Source organism: Haladaptatus cibarius D43, from assembly GCF_000710615.1.
GTDB lineage: Archaea > Halobacteriota > Halobacteria > Halobacteriales > Haladaptataceae > Haladaptatus > Haladaptatus cibarius.
The window spans coordinates 1-19,682 of sequence record NZ_JDTH01000011.1; the positions used below are offsets into that span (position 1 = coordinate 1).

Genomic DNA, 19,682 nt, shown 5'->3' on the forward strand with positions numbered 1-19,682 from the left:
CGAACGCCTCTTGGGTCGGTGCGTAGACCGTTAATACGCCGTGCGTGAGGTCATTATATTCGAGTGGAATACTCAACACCGATAGATAGTCGCGAGAGATGGCGTCCTTACTCCACTGTTCGTCGCGGAGACTGGCTGCGACGTTGGGTATCATCGTCACATCGCCAGTGGCCGCGGTTTGTCCAGCAGGCTCTGTATTAGATCTAGCGACGGAGAATGTTTGACTATCTAGATATCCCTGTTCGGTTCCTGCCCAAGCACGTGGTTCGACGGTGTCTGTCGTCGGATCGACTGTCCCGATCCAGGCGAATCGAAACCGATCATCAGTGGTCAAGAGCTCACAAACTGTATAGTCAATTTCCTCTCCCGTTTCTGCTTGGACGACGGCTTGATCGATTTCTCGAATTGTCTCGTTGATTCGATTCAGGGCGGTTAGTTGCTCGTTTTGTTGTTGCAGTGTCCGATCTTGTTCCCGGAGTCGTGATTCTCGCATGATGCGGTCAAGGGCTGCCTCAGCGGTAGCCGCAAGCAAGTCGGCCAGTTCTCGAGTCACGTCGTCGAAGACCCCGACTTCGTTTGAGCCCGCGATGAACACACCATGATTGCCGAGTGGAATGTAGATTGCACTTCGGAGGTCAGTTGCCCGGTTTTCGAGCCGATCTGCCTCGTGCACGTCATCAAAAAACAGTACCTTGTCCTCGACGAAACTGTAACTGGGAAGGGTTTTACCGTCAGCGTGCACAGTCGGGAGGGGTCCGTTCAGCATTTTCATTGTGCCTGAGTGTGCTGCAGGTCGGAGATTGTTGGCATCCGCATCGAAGAGATAGACCGCACTTGCATCCAAATTAAGGACGCCGGGTGTATCATCAACAATGTGTTGTCCAATTTCCTGTTGGGTTTCCGCGTAGAGGTAATCTCGGGCCGTTTCGTGGAGGGTTGCAAGTGCCTCTTCGCGTTGCTTGCGTTTCGTGATATCCCGACAACTGAACAGAAGTGTACCATCCTGAATCGAAACTTCCCGAATGTTAACTAAGAGCGTGTGCTCACGACCAGCCTTGTCGGTTGCAGTGCATTCGATGTTCTTGAGAACGCCGTTTTCTGCGAGTTCGTCACGGTCAAAGAGGTCTTTACCGAGGAGGTCATCGATGGTTCCACGCTCACGAATCTCCTCGGCTGTGTAACCGAAAATGAAGTGCACATTCGGACAGACGTAGGTGTACTCTCCACTTTCGTCCGTGATGAGGACGGTATCAGTCATATTGTTGAGCGTGACGCGATGAAGTTCTTCGGATTGCCGGAGATTCCGCTCGAGATCAACCCGTTCAGTGATGTCAACGCCCTCAATAACGATTGAGACAAGTTCCCCGCGTTCGTCCTCAACCGGACGCACGGAGAGATCAATAACGCGCGGATTCTCGATGTGGGGTGGCTGTGGGACAACGACGTTACCGAACACACCGTCGAGTGCATTCTCCACAATTTGGTGTATTTCCGCCTCCGTTGTATCGGACTGTGACCACCACGGAAGGGTCCAGAATGACTCACCGATGATTGTATCGACGTCTTCGTCAATCATCTCTCGTGCCGTTTGGTTCACGCGGACAAGCGCGCCATCCGGATCAAGTACCCACGTTGCTGTCCGTGAATCGTTGAAGATTGCATCGAACTGTCTGGCACGATCTCGCTGCGTAGCCGTTCGTTGTATCGATCGGACTGCCTGTTCAGTTCGATCCAACAGGTCTTTTTCTAGTTGCTCAGTTGACTCTGTCACTGCGACGTAATCCGTAACTCCCGCTCGGATTGCCTCACTGGCAATGGCTTCACTACCGGAATCAGTGCCAATAATCACAGGAAAAGTAGTAGTTTCGTTGCGAATCTCTTGAAGCAGTTCGAGTCCGGTTGTCTCGTCGAGTGTATATTCGCTGATGAGACAATCCATTTTTCGATTTCGGAATCTGATAAGAGCTTCTGCTTTGGTTTGAACTCTCTGCACAGTTGCGTCAGTCCGTGTTTCGAGCGTCGCTGCGAATTGCGTAATCCACTCACTTGTCCCGACGAGCAAAACGGTCGACGAATCAAGGATGGTAGGGAGAGTCGCCATTATTCGATACCCGAGAACCAGCAGAAATACGGCCTGATGCCATATCGGAGTCGTTTCCAGCTCTGGTGCTGTACAGTATTGAAATCAATGCTCATTGCTAGTTAATCATCAAACCTGCGAAGGATAAAGCTGTTTGCTATATAACCCCCAGAGACAATAAGAGCGGTACATTATATAGAAACAATACGGGAATCTCCACAGTCGAACGTACATTCCTGATTGCGGCGTACTACCAACTACTCTTTCAATAAATGACAATTCGAACCAAAAACACAAAGAAAGATGACACCACCACCAAAGAATCGGAACAGAGTAGCCAATCGACGTGGGGACTCGTCGCTGGTGCAAGTCTCATCTCGACAGGGCTGGCCGCCTATGAAATCGTTCCAGCAAGTGTTACCCCGCTCATTCGTGACTCACTGAATATTGGCCCGACAATCGCAGGGTTTCTTGTCGGGATTATGTTCGGCACTGCGGTAATCGCAAGCCTTCCCGTCGGTGCTATCCTTGATCGGACGAACACCAGGAAAGCAATGGCATTTGCTGTCATTATATTATTCATTGCTGGGGTATGGGGGTGGATGGCTGGGCGGAGCGGTGACTATCGAGCGGTCATCGCCTCACGAGCTGTTGGCGGCGTTGCGTACGTCGTCGTTTGGAATGCAGGAATCGATATCGTTAGTCGGTCCGTTGAGGAATCCCGGCGAGCGACCGCTGTTGGCGTGTTCACTGCTAGCGGGCCGATCGGATTCGCACTCGGACAGGGGGCAGGTCCACTCATCGCGGCGTGGTTCGGCTGGCCAGCGATTTTCCTCGCCTTCAATGGTATTGCCCTCGTTGGGTTAGTCCTATTTTGGCCGACAAGCCGTGGCCTCGGACACAGCAGCGGTGACGCGCCGTCACTGGCTGAGTTCGGTGACGTTCTTCGAAACAAAAATGTCTGGCTCGTCGGTGGACTCGGCTTTATCGGGTATTCATTGTATTTATTTGTCAATAGTTGGGGCTCTTCGTATCTGACCGAAGAGGTTGGACTGTCGTTAGCGCTTAGCGGATTGCTCGTTGCGGTGTTCCCAGCGGTTGGTATCCTTGCTAGAATGAGTAGCGGAGCGCTCTCTGATCGGCTGTTCGGCGGTCAACGACAACCGATCGTGCTCGGATCTTTCTTCATTACGGCACCACTCGTCGTCGGATTTACGCACCTTCAGTCACTTGCTGTCCTCGTTGCGATGTTGCTTATTGCAGGCTTCGCGATTCAGCTCACGCTTGGTCTGTCGTTCACGTACGTCCGGGAACTGGTTAATCCACGGGTCGCCGCAACAGCAGTGGCATTCCAGACAAGTGTCGGGCTCGCTGGTGCCTTCATCGCCCCAATCGCCGGTGGTGCCGTTGTCGACATCGCTGGTTTCGATACCGCGTTCCTCGTGGCAGGGGGTCTCGCAGCTCTTGGTGTCGCGTTAGCGTGGTGCGCCCCGGAACCAGCTTAACTCCGGTACAGCGGATTGAACCTAACCCAATAATAATTTCGTCCGGACAAGCACGCCAGCGAACACATGAACTGTATATTCGATGTATTTGATGGAGGTGCGAATGGCATTCGTATTGATAGTGTCTCCAGTGCACAGCTGGTGACGAATCTCAAGATTGATTGGTTGATGTGAGTGAACATGAGGGATTTAATACTCGTCGACTATGCATTCTCATCCGCGACTTTTTCGGGGGTGAGCACGAGTGAGGAGCATGCTTGCCGGTCTAGTTAATGCGGTATACCTCAGGAACAAATTAGGTTGCTCGCTACACCTTTTGGATTGTTCAGCTCGGCTCAAGTCGATGATCCGCACACAGTTGTCGTTCGACAATTATTGTCCTACGACAACCGAATTTTCATTCTGGTTCTCCTCCGAGAGTAATACAGTGATCGACGCCAACCACGTCTCCGAAGCGCTCTCCCAGTGGTGAACAACCCTCGAAAGTGGCTGGCAGGCAGTTCTGTTGGGCTTGCTCGCACTCATCGTCGTCTCTCTTGGTGTTCCGATCCCCTAGTGATCGAATGAAGCGAACACTCTTCCCCGAACTCGCGTTCCTCCTCATGATTGGACTCGCCGGACGGCTCGTCGCCTCCATCATCCCAGTGAACCACCTCATCGTCACGATCGGTCTGGGGCTCGTCATCGGGAATCTGTACGGGATTCCGGACTGGGTGCGGACCGCCGTCGGTACGCATAAGCTCTGGCTCGAGGTTGACATCGTCGTCATGGGTGCGAGTGTGGCGCTTGACCGTGTTATCGCGGCCGGTTCGACGATTCTCCTGCTCGTCGCCGCTACCGTTGCGACGACGATCATCACCGTTGAGGTTCTAGCACGGATCGTTTTCGCCATTCAGGAGGAAACCGGGTCGCTCCTCGCCGCCGGATCGGGTGTCTGTGGCGTGTCGGCTGTCGTCGCAATTGCCGAGAGCATCGCCGCTGACAATAGCCGTATCGCGTATGCCGCTGCGACCGTTCTCCTCTTCGACGCGACGCCCCTCTTCGTTTATCCCCTCGTCGGCCATACTCTCGGACTTTCTGATACTGTCTTCGGCATCTGGGCCGGCCCTACGATGTTCAGCACCGGCCCTGTCACTGCCGCTGGCTTTCCGTTCTCAAACACCGCTGGCCAGTGGGCGTTGCTCGTGAAACTCACCCGAAACGCGCTCATTGGACTCGTCGCTATCGCTTACGCCCTCTACTACGCCCGGAAAATGGACGATACCAAAGACAATCACAGCGGACGATGGGACTGCTGAAAGCGCTGTCAGCTGGCGATTCCTCTGGGAGACGTTCCCGATCGCCTTTCTCTCCGTAATGATCGTCGTGGCCGCTCGAAATTCCTCAAAAGCAGTCTTATCACTGGAGGCCAACACTCGGACAGTATGCTGTCGAATTGTTGTTCGAATTTGAAATGTTTAGAACACTAGTGACGGTGAACTGCTCTTGGTACCGCTAACGCGATATGAGTGCGAATTTGTGGGAGATTATCCAAACAATCACACTCACCGGACGTCTATTCTTCCCTGTTTAATTGGTTTAATACGTCGTCTCGGACTTCATCTGCGGAATCGTATGCTTTCTTGTCGGCTGAGCTCAGCACTTTTTCGATGGATTGTGTGCCATCCACTGATTCAACTTCGTGACCGCCGTAGGTGGAAATCAATTCATTGCTTGTCACTGGATAGTCTAATTCTTCGAGGCGCTCATCAAAATCGCCAAGTTCACCGCCTTCTGCTCGCTCCTCAATCGGGGATCGATCATCACTCATACGACTATGTTAGAGTCGCGAACCGGAATAAGATGGTGGCTGATTCATCGGATAAGTGGCAGCGAAAATTAAGAAAATATAAGAGAGCGTGACATGGTGCAATGAGCGTGAATTACTTTTTATCTGGGTCGTTGGCTCCCTGCCCGAGGATAAGTGCGTTTTCGACGAGACTGCCATGCCCGCGCCGTAAGCGTTCGGAAACCGCTTGATGTGAGACCCCTAATTCGTCAGCGAGATCGTTGGCTGTTGCGTTGCGAGGGACGTTATAATAACCAGCTTCGTAGGCAAGCGTTAGTGTGTCTTGTTGCTCATCAGTGAGTCCAAACCGTCCTTGCCGACTCTCCTCTAACTGATAAATGTTCAGAATATCGAGTGTCAAACCATTTTTATCGCAATAGTCGTAGGTTCGTGACAGTCCGTCTTGATCCGAAAAGATGATGCGAAGGTGCCACTCGCGACCATCACCCATCGCGGCAAGAACTGTCCCCTCTTCTCGTACGATAATTTGAATCAACGTTTCGATTTGGTCGATCCATTCCATTTGATAGAGCCATTCGTCCCCCACGTCTGCGAGGAGTTCGATGGTTTCGACACTCGGATCCTCTTTGAGAATAGTTTCAACTTCATTGCGTGTGTTTTCGTCACTCCGTACCCAGACAAACGGCATGAGACGGTCATCACCATGAGCAACAACCCGCTCAATTTCGCAGGCGAGTCCACCGAGTTCCGAGAACGACTGGCTGAGTGCGAATTCTACTGCAGGAATCTCGACTTCAGCAACAGTAGCAACCATACTCGCTCAAATCATTCACACCACAATAGATTCGTCGATACAGCGGAGATTCAACGAATACACAGCCAAATCAGTGTCCATACTACATGTGTTCCACCCAGTGGTCTGATTGCGTTTAGAACAGAATTCGAAGTTGGATTACTTGAGACCAACAAAACCGAGATATTACGAGTCGCTCTTGGATCTGCCTTTCAGGGTTGGTTTACAGAATCTTATCTCCACTTGTGGTTACATTCAACTTCTCGATCGTCGTCGAGTTAACGGAATTACTTGCGACAAGCGTCACGTTCTGATGGGCCGGAAGTGAAAGGATGACCGTTGTCTGGCCGGAGTCCACACTCGTCGTCTGGAATGTTCGTCCATTTTCTTTAATGACAGTAATCGTTGTCACATTTTTCGCCTCGTCACTAGGTCGCAACGTAGCCTCTGTTCGGACGCCTGAACCACTCCATGGCTCGGTTGCCGAGACTTGTTTGAACACGGTTGAATCGCTTGTATCTGCTGTAACAACCGGATCAACTGTAACACAACCACTGAGTGAGAGAGTGAATACCAATATCGTGGCCACACAAATGCGCGTGTAGGAACTCCCGGACATACAATATCCTCATAGCGAATACGAAAAAGAATTCGCCTTGCGAACGCGGTTGAGCAGTGTAATCAATAAAGAAAGTATTTCACCGAAATTTATTAATGGACGATATTTACGTTTTATTGCATTCTAGTATGGCACAATCGTGTGAATACTGGAGGTGCAAGGCCATCGACTAAATGAATGCGAATTTTGTACTTCGTATGGTCACTAGTAGACCGCCGAAATGGGAGTACAAGACGCTCGAACCGCCAAAAGGGCTAACCAAACGAGAAACGATTGACCCGACAGCAGAACTCAACAGACTTGGGGACGAGGGATGGGAACTCACCGACACGCTCGATTACGATAAAGGAGGGACGAAACTCCTCCTATTTAAGCGCCCAGTGTACGATGACTGAAACTGATCTCTCGACGCCGAATACGCTTCGTGAACGCACAGACGTGAACAAGTATCTGTTCTGGATGCTTCTCAGTGCCAACCGATGGTTCATCGTCGGCGGACTAGCAGCCGTGGTCTTCATCGCATTCGTGAGCTTCGGCATTCTCAAACCGGTTTCGTTACAAGCAACCATGGAGACGAGCGACATGGTTGAGACAGTATTCTCGGGACTGGTCGGTGCAATCATCACCAGTACTACGCTTGTCGTCTCAATCAATCAGTTGGTGCTCTCCCAAGAGATTGGGTCGCTCGGCACACAACGAAGCCGAATGGACGTGACGATGGACTTCTACCAGAATACGGACGAACTACTCGGAACGACCAAGCCTGCTGATCCGGCAGCGTTACTCTACGCACTCATTGAGACGAGTGCGCAACGAGCACACACACTTCGAGAAACTATCTCCGAGAACGAAAATACAGATCTTCGTGCGAACATATTCGCGTACGTCGAAGATCTTGAAGAGAACGCTGAGACAGCAAAAGAAGAACTCGACGGCGCCGATTTCGGTTCGTTCACTGTTGTTTCACCAGCGTTGGACTTCAATTACGCGCGAAAGATGCACGACATTCGGCGTCTCGGTCAACAGTATCGGGAGGATCTCAATCAAGAAGAATACGGAGCGGTCAGAGAGATGCTAGAAGCCGTCACGATGTTCGGTCCCGTTCGGGAGTACATCAAAGTATTGTACCTCCAGTGGGCACTCGTAAAACTATCACGAGCAATTCTGTATGCGTCGATTCCGGCGCTCATCATCGCGGGCGGCATCGTTGTCTTCGTTGATCCGACAACGTTTCCAGGAACGTTCTTAGGAGTTAACAACATCCTCTGGGTCGTCAGCGCTGGCTTCACAATCGCTATTTCACCGTTCTTGGTGTTTATCGCCTACGTTCTTCGACTCGCGACGCTCGCAAAACAGACACTCACGGTCGGCCCGCTCGTACTCAGTTAAACGACTGGAGTTCACCCGAACTCCCATACCGGGGGTAGAATCGAATTCGACGACTGACGGATCGATTCGCAATCGACTACCGTTGTGAATCCCGGAGAATCAGCGGTTCGATCGCGAGGGTTCGCTTTGCGATAGTGACGATACGTAATACGTACGACGTGAACAGTAAGAACGGAAGCAATGTCACTGTGAATGCAGCACCAATCACTACGGTCATGTGTGCAATCCCAAACGTCGTACCGGGGAGTGTGCTCCCTTCGACAGTCATAAGCATGACGCCCGCCACAACCAGTGCCGGAATTGCAGCGTAGAGAATCATCTGAGAGAGACTCACCAGTGCCCACTCGAAGTACAGCGTTTTCACGTGTTCCCTCGCTGGGCCAAACAGCGAGAGTGCTGTTTTCAGTTCGTTGAGGCGGGTGTTTTCCGGTTCACCAAGATCCTCTTCGTGTTCGTGTGCGAGGCGTTCGACTTGGTAGATCTTCCAGCCGTAGTTGTAGTTGAGGGCAGCAAAGAGGACGTCGAAGCTACCGAATTTTGCACCTTCAAGTTGCTCCCGAACCGTCTCGGAGTTTCCGATGACGCTCTCGGTGAACTCGTTGACCTCCCACTGCAGTTGATCGCTATCGATGTCGCTCAAGCCGTCGCGCACTGCGTTCGCCCGTTGTTCGGCCACGTCGACGAGTTCCCGGAGAAACGCGGATGGATCAGCCGGACTCGGCGCACCAATCAGTTCCTCGGCGTAATCGCGGAAGTCCATCGAGTTCTCCATTCGCTCCCGTTGTTCACCGAGCGGTCCATTCTCTTGGGAGAGCACTAACTGCCCGATCGTTACAACGAGCGTGACACCAGTGATGATCGCGCCGAGCATCGCGGAGAACATCGTCTCGATCGAGTCCCCCGACCGGAGTTGCGGAACCAGTGCTGGCGGCAGAATCGTCACAGCGACGACGAACAGTACAAACACTGCGAGTGCTAACACAGCAGTGACGGACAACCGATTTGCGGCGAGCAGCAGCCAGATTTTCAATCGGCTTTCGTTCGCCCGTTCACGCATCGTGTTCGCCGTACTGACGTCAATATCCGTATCGACGTTCGGTCCCGGACTGTCGGCTTCGGTGCTCATGGGAGCTCTCCTCTGTTGGCGTCGTCGGCTTCATCCATTTCGTTGCCATTGTCGGTACTTGAGCCGACGAGACGCTCGAAGACTAGATACTTAGTTCCACCACCGGTGTAGTCGATTGTATTGACTAGCCGCCATCCTTCTACGGCGAGTTCGTTCAGCTCTGTTTTCGGGTCTTCGGACTCTTTTTTCGTTTCTCCACGCGGTACTCTAAGCGTCTCGTACTCCCAGCGGTCGATCTCTGTCTCACTCATCAACAACCTCTTCGCTTTGTCAATGAATAATAGTGTTCCTTATTGGCGCCGCGCGTGTTGCGCTCAATCGAAACTGTTGTCACACCGCTATTTGTTTTCGAATGGACATCCAGGCGTACCTCGCCGGAAAGCACAAACTCGGCAATTGGGTGAGCTACGTGCGCACTTCTGATGACAAACGCGAGGTACTCGTCGGTTCGGATCCGCCCGGTGACACGGACGGCATGGTGCTCTCGTAGGAGAACGTCTTCGAGATGGATTACGATACTCGAGGTGACGCTTTAATCGACATCGAATCCAAAGTGGTGACAACCCTTATGAACGCTCACAGTGACCAATAAACATGGATGATGTTTTCGTCGGACAGCTCATGTCTACCGACCTCCATACCGTTTCACCGGAAACGCTCGTCGAAGAGGCAGCACAGAATATGCTCATCAACAATATCGGCTCGGTCGTCGTCGTCAGGAGCGATAACCAACTCGCAGGGATACTGACCACCACCGATTTCGTCAGTGTCGTTGCCGAACGACAACCGAAGGACGAGACGCCTGTCAAAACCTACATGACGACCGATGTGATTACCGCGACGGCACAGGATTCCGTTCGTGACGTCGCAGACGCCATGGTTGAACACGGATTCCATCACATGCCAGTTGTGGACGAGACGGAGGGAGTTATCGGGATGATCTCGACGACGGATCTCGCAGCATACCTGTCACACGTCCAGACACCGAGTCCGTCATAAGCGATCTACAAGACGTTCGTAAGAGCAGGGTTTGGTTTATCTGTCATTTATCCGAATTCCATAGACACTGTGGTGCTTTTCGAGATACCAAAGGCAGTCAGATACTTAGAAATCTCCATCACAAAGCAAGTTCAATACTATCTATTAATTTTCCTCTCTAACACTGTTTGGTAACCGTATATGATTCCGCACACGATTTGGTCAAAAGTCGGGGGCGTCGGCAAAACCACGCTTTCGGTTAACCTCGCGGCGGCACACGCGAAACGAGGACAACAAGTCCTTGGTATCGATATGGATCCGCAGGAAGGTGGCCTCACTCACAACTTCGGCGCTGGAGAGAATCGGGCGGATGCAAACGTGAATAATCTCGTCCGGCACATGGTCGAACAGAACCTCACGCGCTCGCTGCCGAGATGGAACTCGACGGAAATCGTTAACTGCGGATGGTAGACCGGAGTAGCGTCAGGAGCAGAGTTGATATGCCAATAGAGACAGATGTTGCAGTCAAGTCCGACCGTCGAACAACGCGTCCTCGAATTAGTCGCAATGCTCTCTCGCTGTGACAGCCATCTCTGTCCTCCGAACCGCGTCTCTTCCTCGCGATGATAAACCGGTCTCAATCGTCAAGGGAGTTGAACAGAGGTACCCGATCCTCCGTCGATTCGATGTCACGGAGATGTCACCCCGACACCCGAGGATCAATGACAGCAACTCAAAGACCAGCATATCTCCGGAGAGATCAGTGACGCTAAATTTGAGCGGGAGATGGAGCAACCGATGAACGATGCTACATCGAGGAGAAGTCACAGTTCGGAACCGAAACGACAATCGAATCGATGACTAAAGACTCTGTAGTGGCCGGTTCTGGTGCTCTCTGGTGGATATTTATCCGGTCTGGCAGACACTTATTTCACTGGATAAACTGGTCGGTTTTTCGACAATTGGTTGCTGTCGAGACAGCCAACCGTGTTATTCGCCCGCCGATGCCGGTTCGCCATCTTCCATCCGCCATTCGAGTTCAACTTCGAACTCGGCCTCGTCGTCGGTAACCTCGTACTCGACTTCCAGTTCGAAGTGCTCTGGAACCGCGACCGTGAAACCGTGGTCTCCTTCGATGTCGATTGTCCCGTTCTCCACACCATCGGCGATTTCACGGAGAATTCCCGCACCGTCTGCCCGACTCATCACTTGCTCACCTTCACGTTCCGTCTCATCATCTGCCGATTCCGCTTCGGTCTTGGCTTCTTCGTCGTCGTTTCCCATACCGAACCTACAACGGCTGTCGATAAAATATCTCGGGCTTCATATCCGCACAGTTTGATCGGTGGCAACCCAGGTTGGATCGGTGAGTTCGAGTGCGATTCGGTATACTCGCTCGTCAGCGATCAGTTCGATAATATCGTCTCGATAGCAGCGCGAAGCGAAGACACAAAAGACACGGGACGGTCGTAATCACTCTCAAAGGACTGTACCGCAAGAGCTTTGCACAGCGAATCAACAGCGTTGACCAGTTACAACCACAAACAATCGAACATCTCTGTCAAGGAGGCGAAAAAGAGCCGACACAAGCAGTACTTGGGGACCACCTGCAGAGAGGCACAGTTTCATCAGTTCCAGGGCCAGCGAATGACGTAGAGATTGTTGGGTCTCTTTGCTCGGGTGAATTAGTCGAACGCCCGCAGCCAAAATTACTAGTATCTAATTGTATAAGGAGGGTGGAAAGTGTCTGACTAATCGAACCCTCTACACTTATCACGCCGTTCCGGAATATGGATGACAGAATGATGAGGTTGAAAATATTGAACTTCCATCCGGGCAAACGACGATTCGAGTTGATTTCTAGTTTACCATTTTCAACATGAAGCCCGTGTTCCGCCTCCGTCCCGCACCACACTGGCCCGTCGATGAGGGCACCGACGCTGAAGTTGTGAACCGCCCTCGCCGTTGCGACGAGGTGTTTCGTTTGCCCGTCGTAGACGAATCCATCTCGTTCATCGAGTTGGGCGATGTAGCCGCCGTATCGGGTGTCGATACAGTCGGGGTAGTAGAAGGTCAACACGCGGTGCATCTGCTGTTTGAGTACCCACGGATTGCGATAGTTCGATGATGTCAAATTCTCTAGTTCATGTCGTGAACGCGGTGTTTTGGATGGTCGTTTCGGCCTGTCGAGCAAAATTTTGTCCGTCGGCACACGCTTCCGCTCGCGCCGACGGACTGCAACGAGCACCCCGACTTTTCGAACTCATGACTTCCTGAACGCAAGAAGTATCTGCATATACTGGCCAACTGGCAAAGTAGGGTGACGTGTGAACCTCACGCTTGTGGATGAAAAAGCCAACTCCACCGTCGGGAAACCGGGTGAGGGCGGGTAGACGATGTTTCAGTTTTCTCGCTTCACGGAATCGTATCAACACCAGTACCACACTGATTGGTACTGTTCGTCTCGGTTCTCGGCCTCTGGCTCGTTATCGGTGGGGGGAGTCACAATAGGTGACCGTCTACTCGAACGGCTGTAAGTAGCAACATATCCAGAAAAATCGGTGATTTGGCGGAAGACCGGTTCAGATACCCGGAATTCCGAGCGCACTGGAGGCGACGATGTCCACCAGCGCGAGAACGTACAGCACGATTGCGGCGGCGAACCACGCAACCAGACCGATAATGGCTGCCGTCCCCCATCCCCCGGGATATCGCCAGTTGATGACGCCGACCCACACGACGAGCGCCAGAAGCGCACCGAGGATGGGTATCCATCCGACGAAGAAGCTGATGATTCCCCACACTATCGACCCGATGAGTGCGGTAACGATAGCGCGAGAGAAGTTCCCCGAACGGTCGGTCGCCACTCGCGCCCCGACGTAGATGCCGAATCCACCGACGAGTAAGCTAACGGCGAAGATGATAATCGTATCGACAATGCCCATGCTATCTGCCTCCCCCGATTGGTGGCCATGCGCTCGTACTGCTGTGCCTTTCGTATCGTTTCACTGTATTCCCCCAGTCGAGAGAACGCCATTGATGAAAATGTGTCTGTCGGGCATTTTGTTCTCGACTGGGATATTCTAACAGAACTAGAGGAGTTCGTCGCGCATGCAGTCAAACGTGGTCACGCTCGTGTTCGGTTCGGAGCGCGTCGAGTTCGTCGTCTCGGTCGTAGAACATTCGTACGATAATGATTACTACGACAATGAGTTAGCTATCCACTGACCACTGTTCTCTCAAACTTGACTGCCGCTTCTGGTGAGCCGAGAGCGATAGTTCGTTAGATATCTATCCGTCAGAATACCGTTTAGCAGCAGTACTTCTCATACGGCTTCAATGGAAAGTGAAAATCGCGCTTTGGTCGCTCGTTCTTCGACTACGAATGAGAAGCAGAAGTGAACGGTGTGTTCCGTTTCTAGCTGTCTACCTCATGACCGTAGTCCGACTGTCCACTGGTCGGATAACGGTATCTCTCAACAGCGGCCCAAAGGACAATTGAGGGGTCGAAAATTTCATATTTTTGTCACTTACTTCGTCAAGTCAACAAAACACCTTTACAAAACCCACACTAATGGGTTGCAACGAGAGCCGAACGCTCAATACAGCACTATGCAAGGACAAAATCAACAGCAGGCATACGATCGTGGTACGTCAATTTTCTCCCCGGACGGCAGACTCTACCAAGTTGAATACGCTCGCGAAGCGGTCAAACGGGGTAGTGCTTGTGTCGGCATTCGAACGACTGATGGTGTGGTGCTCGCAGCCGAAATCAACACCCGATCAGCGCTGATGGAATCATCGTCGGTCGAAAAGCTCCATAAGACGGACGAGCATATTGGGCTTGCATCTGCCGGCCATGCTGCTGACGCTCGTCAACTAGTCGACAAAGCACGTCAGCATGCACAAGTTGAACAATGGCGTTATGATCAACCAATTAGTGTCGATACGCTCACCACCGCAGTCTGCGATGATATTCAAGAATATACCCAAAAAGGCGGCACACGGCCATTTGGGGTCGGACTTCTTGTTGGTGGAATCGACGAAGGTGAACCACGACTCTTCGAAGTAACTCCGGCAGGAACAGCGTCCGAATGGAGGGCCACTGCAATTGGTGCGAAGAGCGATGACCTGCAATCCGCTCTCGAAGAGCAGTATAGGGCCAATCTATCGCTTGATGATGGCATTCACGCAGTTCTTCGGGCTATTGAAAGCGTGAAAGACGACGAGTTCTCAGCAACGGATGTCAGTGTTGCAACCATCGACACGGATTCAACCCAGTACGAGATGGTAAATGAGGAAACAGTTGCAGAACACCTTGGTGATATTTCGACGCTCGATGAGTGAACGCAGGTAGTAGATCACTCCGGAAACACAACTTCCGTCAAACCTTTTCCCATGCGTTTTTGGACAGTATGTAAGAAAAGATTCTCACAGATTGTTCACCGTTAGTACGAGCTGCTAACTAGCGAAAATCTTCCTCGTATCTACCTCTTGTCACGAGAACTACGTAAACAGAATTCGGTTAGTGCTCATTGTCCACCGCAACACGTCGTCTCACCGACGAGAGTAAAGCGGAGTTTTTGAAAGCGGAGTGGACTGTGACCCCCGAGGCGGATCGTGTCGGCTATCACATGGAGGGAATCGATCTTGAATTTATCGAGCGGGAACAGCCCTTCGGTGCGGGAACCGACCCTTCGAATGTCGTCGATCTGGACTATCCAGTTGGATCGATACAAGTCCCAGAACAGCCAATCGTTCTGATGCGAGATGCCGTGACTGGTGGGGGCTATGCGACGATTGAAACCGTTATCATCCCCGATCGAGACCGCCTTGCACAGCATCGAACTCATCAATCGTTTTCCTTCGAAGCTGTGACCATCGACGAGGCACTAGCCGCCCGAGCAGAACACACCGAGCGACTCGGTGCAATCCAATCTACATTCACCGAATGATACAACTATCGAATGAAATTCGTTCACTACATGCCACCGGACGATGCTTATACAAGCGTATCCGGAGTATCGATACCGCAGAGACAATGCAGGTCGGATCATGACTGAAAAAATCAAAGTCCAATCCCGATGCCCGGCGTGTTTTATCGCCGACCAGACCCAAACGAAGAGCTATTCGCCACGGAGGGAGATTCCGTCGAAGAGGGAGACGTTATCGGTCTCGTTGGCGTAATGAAGAACTTCCACGACATCACAGCTGAACAGCCAGGAACGATCACCCAATATTTCGTGGATAACGAAGCGGAAGTCGATGCGGGGGAGGATCTAGTCGAGATCGAGATTAGCGAGTGAGGAGTGGTGTATAAACGAGATGCTGTGGCCGCCGCTTCGAACCATTCAGAAATACACCTCGACGGCCATATCTGGGCTTTGAATAACACTGGTGCAGGGGAAATTACTCAAGTAAAAAAGCGATTAGCCATGAGAATCTTGATCGCTACGGCTTATTGTCGCGAGAAACACTTAAATGAGGGTCGGTGACCATTGTCCGTCAGAACACGTATTTCCCGACCACAATCGAACGTCCTGTTGTCGCTTTCCACTCCTTTCCGACGACCAGTGATTGTGTCGAGGGAAGCCAAAGTATATAAGCCGGGTTCGGAATGTGCGAAATGGTAAACGGTATGCGATCGTTGAGGTATGTTTTCGGAGGGAGCCAAACCTATTATAAATATGTAAAATACTCAGTTTAAAATACGGATGCGATAAATGAATGATTGGAGTTCGGAATGCCAAAACGAAACACTTCAAAAACCAGACGGGACTATCTCAAAGGACTCGCCACGACGATAACTGCGGGTCTCGCAACGACCACTACGACCGCCAGCGCGGCGGATGCAAGCCGATTCACCAGCGACCTTGGAGAAATCCGGGACGCCACGCTCGCCGCTAGCAGCGATGACGCCATCATCGTGCAAAAGCGCTCGACGCGAGTCGCTCCCGGCATCACGCTCGATGCCTCCGTCCGCCTCACCGAACGCGGTTGGTTGGACTGCGACGTCCTCACCGTAACGATGGATGGTGAGACCGGCGTGACGCTCCTCTCTTCAGGCGTCACGGAGCGCGATACCGTACCAAACCTTGCCGAGGAGTCGAACGCAGTCGCGGGTGTCAACGGCGATTTCTTCTACATCGGCGAATCGGACGCACCGGTCGGTGCCGAAATCGGCGACGGCAACCTCCGCTCGGGGCCGGCGACCGGCCGAGAACACACCGTCGCAGTCGGTGACGACGGCCTCGCTCGCCTGGCTCGCGTTATCCTTGACGGAGCAGTTCGATTCCACGGAACCAGCTATTCACTGAATTCACTGAACCAACCAGATATCCCGGCGGACGGACTCGGACTGTACACCTCCCTTTGGGGAGACGCCGAACGCACCGGAGAGGCCGAAGTCGTCGTCCGGAACGGAGTCGTCACGTCGACTTCGACCTCGCCCGGGAGCGCCACGATTCCCAACGATGGTTCCGTCCTCGTCGGCCGCGGCACTAGCGCTGACGCGCTGTCGACCCTTTCAACCGGTGACGCGGTTTCGGTTTCTTACGGACCGCAAACCGACGCCGATGCGTCGCTACAGGCTGCAGTCGGCGGTTCGACCGTGCTGCTTCGCGACGGCGAAATTCCCAGCGGACTGGACGACGGTCGGCTCGAACCACGAACCGCGGTGGGCGTCTCGGAGGACGGTTTGACGCTCTATCTGCTCGTCGTCGACGGTCGCCAGCGAGACAGTCGCGGCGCATCCCTCAAAGAACTCGCGGAGGCTATGCGCGACCTCGGCGCAACCGACGCGCTCAACTTCGATGGCGGCGGTTCCTCGACGCTCGTCGCCCGGAACTCAGGCGAGGAATCCGTAAGCGTTCGAAACGACCCGTCGGATGGTGCGCCGCGTCCGGTGTCGAATGGGCTCGGGCTGACAACCGCGGAAGGGAGCGGAAGACTCGACGGATTCGACGTAACGCCGATGCTCGACGGTGAGAACACCCATCGCGTCTTCCCCGAGCTCTCCCGGCAGTTCGTGGCGAACGCACACGACGAGACGTACGCGCCAGTCGAAGCGATGCCTCGCCACTGGCGCACGATTCCGCGCTACTTCGGCCGGTTCGACGCCGACGGTCTCTTTACGGGTCGACGCCGCGGCAGTGGGAAGGCAATCGCGCGAAAGCGAGGGAACAGCGGAACGACCGAGGTTCGAGTTCTCGACGACTTAGACCGCATCGAACCCGACCAGACGCGAATCGGGTTGGCAGCCGGCGACACCCGGTCGTTCGCCGTCCTCGGCTTCGACGCCCGGGGCTACACCGCGCCGATAGCGCCACGGGATGTCACGCTCGACTACGATGATTCGCTCGTCAGTATCGAAGCCACTGACGAGGGTACGTTCACCGTCACGCCCACCGGCGGGAACGGCTCGACGCTTATCACCGTCTCCGTCCTTGACGAGGAGACCTACCTCCCGGTGTCTGTCGGCCTCACAACGAAGACCATTTCGAAGTTCGAAGATCCGACGAAGTGGTACTTCGCTCGGTATCCCAGCGCTGTCGAGGGATCCATGTCGTTCGTGAAGGGCCGCAGTGGAACGGGACTACGACTGGACTACGACTTCACGACGACGACGGCGACCCGGGCCGCCTACGCCAGAACCGAATCGCCGATCGACCTCCCCGGCGAGCCACAGCGCGTCGGCGTCTGGATCGACGGCGACGGGAAGGGTGCGTGGATCCGTGGTGTTCTCACCGACGCAGCGGGCGTCACACACAAAATCGATTTTACCTACAGCCTCGACTGGACCGGATGGCAATATATCGAGGGAACCGTTCCCGCTGGCGTCGAGTACCCGCTCCAGTTCTCGTACTTTTACGCCGTCGAAGCGTCGGAAGCCCAACAGTACGAGGGGAGTCTCGTCTTCGACGACCTCACCGTGAAGGTCACGCCACCGGTTTCGCGGCCCGAAAAGGCGGTTACTCCCGACCCACTCGTCGTCGAGGACGACGAACTCTCCGAGGATCGCTGGACCTTCGCTGTGATGGCCGACAGTCAGTTCGTCGCGGACGACCCTGACAGCCTCGCGGTGAACCTCGCTCGTCGCACCCTCCGTGAAATCGTCGCCGCCGACCCCGATTTTCTCGTCATCGCGGGCGACTTCGTAGACACCGGCTATCGCGAAGACTACGCCCTCGCCAACCGCATCCTCCGGGAGGAAGTCGGCGACGCACTCCCGGTCTACTACCTCCCCGGTAACCACGAACGCACAGGCCCCGGCGACCTCTCGAACTTCAAAGCCGCCTTCGGCGACACTCGGTACACGTTCGACCATGAAGGCACCCGCTTTTTCCTGTTGGACTCTTCGACAGGGTCGTTCCGCACGAGTGACTTCCAACAACTGTCCGACCTCCAGCGTGGTCTCAATGATGCCGCCGACGCTGACGCCATCGAGAACGTCGTCGTCGTCGCACACCACCCACCGCGCGACCCGCTCGTCGGCGACAACAGTCAACTCGGCGACCGGATGGAAGCCGAACTCATCGAAGAGTGGCTAACGGCGTTCCGCGAACAGTCCGACGGCAAAGGCGCGGTGTACGTCGCTGGACACGCTGGCACGGTCGAGTTCAGCCGCGTCGAAGGCGTTCCGTACGTGGTTCTCGGAACGACCGGGAAGTATCCGTACGGCTCGCCGGACGACGGCGGCTTCCGCGAGTGGACATTGTTCGGTGTCGACCCGACGCCGAACCGGAGTCGGTCGCCCGCCGAGCGAACCGACTGGCTCCGTGCCGAAGTTCGTCCCCTCCTCACGGACGTGACGTTTGACACTCCGCAGTCACTGAGGGTCGGCGAATCACTCACCGTCTCTCCAACCGGCGTGCAGGACGCTGGCCTCACCTTCCCACTTCGTTACCCGGCGACCGTCCGCTGGTCCGGGAGCCAGAATCTCCACATCGCAGACAACGAGTGGTACCACCGCTTCGCGCGCGAGGACGATAACGACGAGCAGGAGGCGAACCGCAGCCGCTGGCACGGCCGCGACTACGCCGCCGCGTTCGACCCGGAAACGCGGCAACTCATCGCACTTGACACCGGAACCGTCACGCTCCGCGCTTCCTCCAACGGGGTGAGCGGCGAGACGACGATAACGATAACCGACGGGAACTGAACCCGGAAGGCCGTTCCGGGGTAACTGCTTTTCTCCCGAACGCTTCACAGGAGAGTCCAAACGGCGGAGCGCAATGACTCCCGCGGGGACGGTAGTAGGGGTGGACGAGTTCCGAAACGTCACCCATCGTCAGAGGCGTGGTCACTCTGCTATCGCCATGGCTCTCAGCGAACGGTCGTCTTCCTCGCTGTCGTGGGTTTCCTCGGCTACGAGGGGTTGGTTTTATATTTCGGTGGTCTGATT

17 protein-coding genes and 2 pseudogenes are annotated in these 19,682 nt (G+C 54.0%); 11 read left to right on the plus strand and 8 right to left on the minus strand.

Annotation, left to right across the window (positions count from 1 at the left end):
• Positions 1 to 2,101 (minus strand): PAS domain S-box protein (locus HL45_RS18235; RefSeq protein ID WP_049972647.1); only part of this gene is annotated, 2,101 nt, incomplete at its 3' end.
• A gap of 251 nt (positions 2,102 to 2,352) precedes the next feature.
• Between HL45_RS18235 and HL45_RS18240 the strand changes: the two genes are divergently transcribed.
• Positions 2,353 to 3,585 carry an MFS transporter gene (locus HL45_RS18240; protein WP_049972648.1) on the plus strand — a complete coding sequence of 411 codons (1,233 nt, stop codon included), beginning with the start codon at positions 2,353 to 2,355 and terminating at the stop codon, positions 3,583 to 3,585.
• A 563-nt stretch (positions 3,586 to 4,148) separates the two neighbouring features.
• Positions 4,149 to 4,883: a YeiH family protein gene (locus HL45_RS18245; RefSeq protein WP_049972649.1), complete on the plus strand. Its 735-nt coding sequence runs from the start codon at positions 4,149 to 4,151 to the stop codon at positions 4,881 to 4,883.
• A 257-nt stretch (positions 4,884 to 5,140) separates the two neighbouring features.
• Here HL45_RS18245 and HL45_RS18250 read toward each other — a convergent pair whose 3' ends face one another.
• Together HL45_RS18250 and HL45_RS18255 are read right to left on the minus strand one after the other, a co-directional pair.
• Positions 5,141 to 5,395 (minus strand): DUF5789 family protein, encoded by a 255-nt coding sequence (locus HL45_RS18250; protein ID WP_049972650.1) that lies wholly within the window; start codon positions 5,393 to 5,395, stop codon positions 5,141 to 5,143.
• Positions 5,396 to 5,507: 112 nt separating this feature from the next.
• The gene (locus tag HL45_RS18255; RefSeq protein ID WP_049972651.1) at positions 5,508 to 6,188 is read right to left on the minus strand and encodes a helix-turn-helix domain-containing protein; all 681 of its coding nucleotides are present in this window, start codon (positions 6,186 to 6,188) and stop codon (positions 5,508 to 5,510) included.
• Between the two features lie 795 nt (positions 6,189 to 6,983).
• Between HL45_RS18255 and HL45_RS18260 the strand changes: the two genes are divergently transcribed.
• Positions 6,984 to 7,181, plus strand: a complete 198-nt coding sequence (locus tag HL45_RS18260; protein WP_049972652.1) for a DUF4177 domain-containing protein — start codon at positions 6,984 to 6,986, stop codon at positions 7,179 to 7,181.
• On the plus strand, positions 7,174 to 8,175 hold the full coding sequence (locus tag HL45_RS18265) for a hypothetical protein (RefSeq protein WP_049972653.1): 1,002 nt from the start codon (positions 7,174 to 7,176) through the stop codon (positions 8,173 to 8,175). Before HL45_RS18260 ends, HL45_RS18265 begins: the two co-directional genes overlap by 8 nt.
• Before the next feature lie 76 nt (positions 8,176 to 8,251).
• Here the strand turns inward: HL45_RS18265 and HL45_RS18270 are convergent, their stop codons facing one another.
• Both HL45_RS18270 and HL45_RS18275 read right to left on the minus strand, forming a co-directional pair.
• Entirely contained in the window at positions 8,252 to 9,301 is a 1,050-nt protein-coding gene (locus tag HL45_RS18270; RefSeq protein WP_049972654.1) for a hypothetical protein, read from the minus strand.
• Positions 9,298 to 9,552 carry a DUF4177 domain-containing protein gene (locus HL45_RS18275; protein WP_049972655.1) on the minus strand — a complete coding sequence of 85 codons (255 nt, stop codon included), beginning with the start codon at positions 9,550 to 9,552 and terminating at the stop codon, positions 9,298 to 9,300. The genes HL45_RS18270 and HL45_RS18275 overlap by 4 nt, the downstream gene beginning before the upstream one ends.
• 101 nt (positions 9,553 to 9,653) lie before the next feature.
• On the opposite strand from HL45_RS18275, the gene HL45_RS20965 reads away from it, so the two are divergent.
• From HL45_RS20965 to HL45_RS18285, 3 genes are all read left to right on the plus strand, one after another.
• A complete protein-coding gene (locus HL45_RS20965; RefSeq protein ID WP_158413728.1) occupies positions 9,654 to 9,791 on the plus strand; it encodes a hypothetical protein in 138 nt (45 codons plus the stop codon).
• A 104-nt stretch (positions 9,792 to 9,895) separates the two neighbouring features.
• A complete protein-coding gene (locus tag HL45_RS18280) occupies positions 9,896 to 10,300 on the plus strand; it encodes a CBS domain-containing protein (protein WP_049972656.1) in 405 nt (134 codons plus the stop codon).
• 180 nt (positions 10,301 to 10,480) lie between these two features.
• A complete protein-coding gene (locus tag HL45_RS18285) occupies positions 10,481 to 10,750 on the plus strand; it encodes a ParA family protein (RefSeq protein ID WP_049972657.1) in 270 nt (89 codons plus the stop codon).
• A gap of 519 nt (positions 10,751 to 11,269) precedes the next feature.
• Here the strand turns inward: HL45_RS18285 and HL45_RS18290 are convergent.
• From HL45_RS18290 to HL45_RS18300, 3 genes and pseudogenes are all read right to left on the minus strand, one after another.
• Positions 11,270 to 11,563, minus strand: coding sequence for an amphi-Trp domain-containing protein (locus HL45_RS18290; RefSeq protein ID WP_049972658.1), 294 nt, complete (start codon positions 11,561 to 11,563; stop codon positions 11,270 to 11,272).
• A 598-nt stretch (positions 11,564 to 12,161) separates the two neighbouring features.
• A pseudogene (locus HL45_RS21985) lies at positions 12,162 to 12,368 on the minus strand (AGE family epimerase/isomerase); the annotation flags it as partial.
• A 493-nt stretch (positions 12,369 to 12,861) separates the two neighbouring features.
• Positions 12,862 to 13,224: a hypothetical protein gene (locus tag HL45_RS18300; RefSeq protein WP_049972660.1), complete on the minus strand. Its 363-nt coding sequence runs from the start codon at positions 13,222 to 13,224 to the stop codon at positions 12,862 to 12,864.
• 667 nt (positions 13,225 to 13,891) lie between these two features.
• Between HL45_RS18300 and psmA the strand changes: the two genes are divergently transcribed.
• The 4 genes and pseudogenes from psmA to HL45_RS18320 all read left to right on the plus strand — a co-directional run bounded on the left by psmA (position 13,892) and on the right by HL45_RS18320 (position 19,439).
• Entirely contained in the window at positions 13,892 to 14,626 is a 735-nt protein-coding gene (psmA, locus tag HL45_RS18305) for an archaeal proteasome endopeptidase complex subunit alpha (protein WP_049972661.1), read from the plus strand.
• A 206-nt stretch (positions 14,627 to 14,832) separates the two neighbouring features.
• Positions 14,833 to 15,234, plus strand: a pseudogene (locus HL45_RS18310) (allophanate hydrolase); the annotation flags it as partial.
• Positions 15,235 to 15,363: 129 nt separating this feature from the next.
• Positions 15,364 to 15,585 (plus strand): acetyl-CoA carboxylase, encoded by a 222-nt coding sequence (locus HL45_RS18315; protein ID WP_049972662.1) that lies wholly within the window; start codon positions 15,364 to 15,366, stop codon positions 15,583 to 15,585.
• 437 nt (positions 15,586 to 16,022) lie between these two features.
• Positions 16,023 to 19,439 carry a phosphodiester glycosidase family protein gene (locus HL45_RS18320; protein ID WP_144240137.1) on the plus strand — a complete coding sequence of 1,139 codons (3,417 nt, stop codon included), beginning with the start codon at positions 16,023 to 16,025 and terminating at the stop codon, positions 19,437 to 19,439.
• Positions 19,440 to 19,682 lie beyond the last annotated feature (243 nt).